General features: G+C 29.8%; 3 protein-coding genes. All 3 read right to left on the bottom strand.

Going from position 1 to position 3,621, the window contains the following annotated elements; genetic code table 11:
• Positions 1 to 253: 253 nt before the first annotated feature.
• Complete coding sequence (locus CPEL_RS09615) at positions 254 to 1,687, bottom strand: V-type ATP synthase subunit I domain-containing protein (RefSeq protein WP_065757285.1); 1,434 nt, start codon at positions 1,685 to 1,687, stop codon at positions 254 to 256.
• Positions 1,671 to 1,871: a hypothetical protein gene (locus CPEL_RS08650; RefSeq protein ID WP_044599646.1), complete on the bottom strand. Its 201-nt coding sequence runs from the start codon at positions 1,869 to 1,871 to the stop codon at positions 1,671 to 1,673. Before CPEL_RS08650 ends, CPEL_RS09615 begins: the two co-directional genes overlap by 17 nt.
• A gap of 191 nt (positions 1,872 to 2,062) precedes the next feature.
• Positions 2,063 to 3,118: a plasmid replication protein B gene (locus tag CPEL_RS08645; protein WP_044599645.1), complete on the bottom strand. Its 1,056-nt coding sequence runs from the start codon at positions 3,116 to 3,118 to the stop codon at positions 2,063 to 2,065.
• Positions 3,119 to 3,621 lie beyond the last annotated feature (503 nt).

Raw genomic sequence — 3,621 nt, 5'->3', positions numbered from 1 at the left:
TTTCGCTAGCTCCCATCACATAGGCGTTTGAAAGCCCCCTAAAAATATATAAAAAATTTAAAAAAATTTAAAAAACGCACGCATACGCATACGCACGCACACGCGTAAATAAATAAATTTATTATTTTATATACAATAGGGCGGGGTTTTTGTTCGTTCGTTGCTCTAGGCAACTTCACAACCCCGCACCCCATTTACACAAAACATAGCACCTATAAGGTGCGTTTTGTTTAGAGAAAAGGGAAAAGGTGTTTTATCTTGAAAAGCCTTTATCTTGTTTTTTCTCATTTGTAACTTTTTCTAGCCCAAATTTTGTTATTGCTTGATTATAATTTGTTTTAAAATTTGCATTTGTATAATCAGTAAAATTAAGATTATATAGCTTTTCTAGCTTATCGTGAGACCTTTTTGCTCTCTCTGCATTTTCTTTATTTTTAAAATCAGTTGTGTAACCTTTCCAAGCTTCGATAGTCGGTTGAAATACTTCTTGTAATTCTTGTATTCTTTTATTATGCTCGTTTTTAAGCTCAATTTCGCGTTTTAACGCGTTTTCTTGATTTTGTTCGATAGTTTGCTCGTTTTTAGTCGTTTTTGCGTTTAAATAGCGTTCTAGCTCATTTATAGGGGTATCATATTTTAAGTCCTTAAAATTAAGCAAGTTTCCTAAATTAGTTATAAACTCTTTGTATGGTTTTGTAAAAACGCTCTCTAAAGTTCTTTTTGCTGTTTTTACAAGACTTTCCACATATTCCTTAGCAGTTTCTTTTGGCTTACTCATCATTAACAAATCTAGTTCTTTTAACTCTCTATTTGTAACTTTTTCTACCAAAGATTTTAGATTTTCGTTTTGGTTTTTTAGTTCTTGATTTTGCACTTGTTTTTCTAATTTTTCTATTTTTTCTTGGTATTCTTTTTCTTGTTTTTGGTGTCTAAGTAAAATTTCGTTTAAAAGCTCGCTTAAGCTAGCTTCATTAACTTCTTGGAAGTTCTTTTTTAAGTTAGAAAGGTCTTTGAAAAAATCTTTATCAAAGCCCTTTCCGATTTGCTCTTTTCTAAAATTTTCAATAATTTGCGTGTATTCTTTTTTGTTTAAAAGCTCTTGCTTTTTCCCCTTTTTTTCTTTCTCTTTTAAAACCGCATAGGCTCTCGGCTCTATGCGTTTTACTCCACTCTTTCTTTTATCTACTCCGCGCTCCATTTCTAAAATATTTGAAACCGCAGTTTGAATTCCCCTTAATCTTGTTTTGTCTAAATCTCTTTGTCTATTTTTTCCCGTTTCTCTATCAAGAGTAATAAACTCCATATGTGCGTGATGATTGATTACTTTCTCGCCTTGCTCGTTAATATATCCTTCATCGCGATGTATTGCGATTTGATAACATTGAAAGCCGTGTATTTTTTGAAAATATTCTGCAAGTTTTTCTAAATCACTCATTGTAGTATCAGGTTTAATATTAACTACCGCACTCCATTCATAGCTTTTTGCTTGAAATTTTTGTTTAGTATTTTTCGTGTAAGCTTCAATAGCATTTTTAACAATTTCATTTTTTAACGCCAAAGCTTCTTCGTGATTAAGATTGCATTCTACCTCGCCACCGATTAAATAACTCGGTGGCAATCTTCTATCGTTATGCTGTGTTTGTATAGGATTAGATTTTTTAAAATTAATACTAGATATTTGTCCCATTTTGAGCTACACTTGAAGCAAATTTTTCTTTAATTTCATTAAGTCTTTTTTGTTTGCTTTCTAATTTTAAACACAAAAATTTTATTTGAGATTCAAGCTTGGTTATATCTGTATAAATTTTATTCATTTCTGATATTAATTTTCTTTCTTCTTTTATGTTAATTTCTGTCTTATTTGTTTCCATAATTGCTCCCCTTTTTTTCAAAAATGTGGTTATAATAGAACTTGTGATATTATAACTAAATATTTTTGAAAAACAAATTAGCACTCTTTTAAGGGTGACTAATTTGCAAACTAGTCACCTTAAAGATTAAGGGCTAGTTTGCTTTTTATTTTCGGCAAGCTCAAATAAAAAGAAAAAAGGGAGAAAGTAATTCAATAGATATTGCTTGTAAATAATTTAATTAATTTAAAAAAGTCTTCTTCATTTTTGCATCTAAAAACTCTAATTTCATATGGGATTAAATTCCCGTCTTTATCTTCTTGTAACTCCACCGCGTTAAAAATAAAATTGTAAAAATCAAAAGAGTTACTTTGGTAAATTTTATCCTCGTATTTAAATCTAATTTTAGATTGACACAAGTTATTGCAAGTCATTAAGATTTTTTCTTCATCGCTTGCATTTTCTATCGCTTCATTTTCAATTTTTTGTATTGCAATGTTTTCAGGTTTAAAGGTAAATTCAATACCTACAACTTTTCCGCCCCGCCCCCTAGCTTTGATTTTCTTTTTCTCAAAAGCTAAATTTTTAAAAGGGACACGCACCTGATCAAACAAGGTGCGTTCTTTTGTTAGTTCTTTTATAGCAGGTTTGATGATATCTTTGTCAATATCGCACATTCTCATTTTTTCGGATATATCCATAATTCTTTTAAACTCTTCCCACTCAAAATAAGCTTTTCCCGTTGTTCTATATTGTTTTAAAAGTCTATAAAGAGTTTTTGTATATTTACCGCTTAATGCGATAAATTCTGCTAATTCAAAAGATGTAAAATTAGCTGTGAGTTGATTAACAAGGTATTCAAAATGCTTATTAATTTCAATATCTATACAAGTGAATTCCTGCCAAAAAAGCCCATCGCCTATTTCCATATCCCAATCAGTGCAAGTTTTTTTCCATATTACAAAATTATTAAATAAATTTACTCGCATTTTTCCGATTAAGTTTCTAACTTCATCTTTTACAATTATTGTAAAATCTGCTTTGAAAAATTTCTCTTCAAAAGAGTTTAAAATCTCTGTTATTTCTCTATTTGATAGGTTTTTTTCTGAAAAACCCATTAAGTCTTTCGGATATATTTTAATTACTTCATCTTTTTGTTTTTCTTTTATTTTTTTAAGCAAAAAACATAATAAATTTTGCTCTTGCTCTGTAAAGCTAGGTAACTTAATTTTATTAAAATCATTATGATATTTAACTATTTCACTCATTTGCATATCCTAAAGTAAGACAATCAAGGCAAGGGGCTAAAAAGCCCCTGCGGTTTTGCTAAAAAAATACTTCGATTTTAAGTTTAAAAAACCTAAAATTTAGATATAATTTCACAAAACGCTTACTATGTTGTTTCATAGTTAGCCTTGATTGATAAATTTCCGCCAAGAGTAAAACTCAAGGCGGATTTTTTATTATAGCATAATTTTAACGGAAAAATTTTATAATTTTCCGTTAAAATTAAGAGTAGATAAACCTACAATTTACCCACTTAATACTCCCAATTTACCCACTTAATAGTTCGCTAGCTATCGTTATATGGTGTTTTGATGTGCTTTCCTAATTTGTTGCCTTAATACTCCCAATTCCCCGTTTTAATATTTAAGCCGATAAAAAAAATCTTTATCGGCGTGTTTCCCAATTCCCCGTTTTAATACTCCCAATTCCCCGTTTTAATACTCCCAATTTGCCCTTTTAATACTCCCAATTCCCCGTTTTAATA

Origin of the sequence: Campylobacter peloridis LMG 23910, assembly GCF_000816785.1 — a bacterium.
Taxonomy (GTDB): Bacteria; Campylobacterota; Campylobacteria; order Campylobacterales; family Campylobacteraceae; genus Campylobacter_D; species Campylobacter_D peloridis.
The sequence above is the reverse complement of the archived record's forward strand: the minus strand, read 5'-3'. Positions and strand labels throughout refer to the sequence as shown.

Bases quoted from the DNA above. Each gene is read 5' to 3' on its own strand.
- CPEL_RS08650 (WP_044599646.1), bottom strand. From the start codon at position 1,871: ATGGAAACAAATAAGACAGAAATTAACATAAAAGAAGAAAGAAAATTA.
- CPEL_RS09615 (WP_065757285.1), bottom strand. From the start codon at position 1,687: ATGGGACAAATATCTAGTATTAATTTTAAAAAATCTAATCCTATACAA.
- CPEL_RS08645 (WP_044599645.1), bottom strand. From the start codon at position 3,118: ATGAGTGAAATAGTTAAATATCATAATGATTTTAATAAAATTAAGTTA.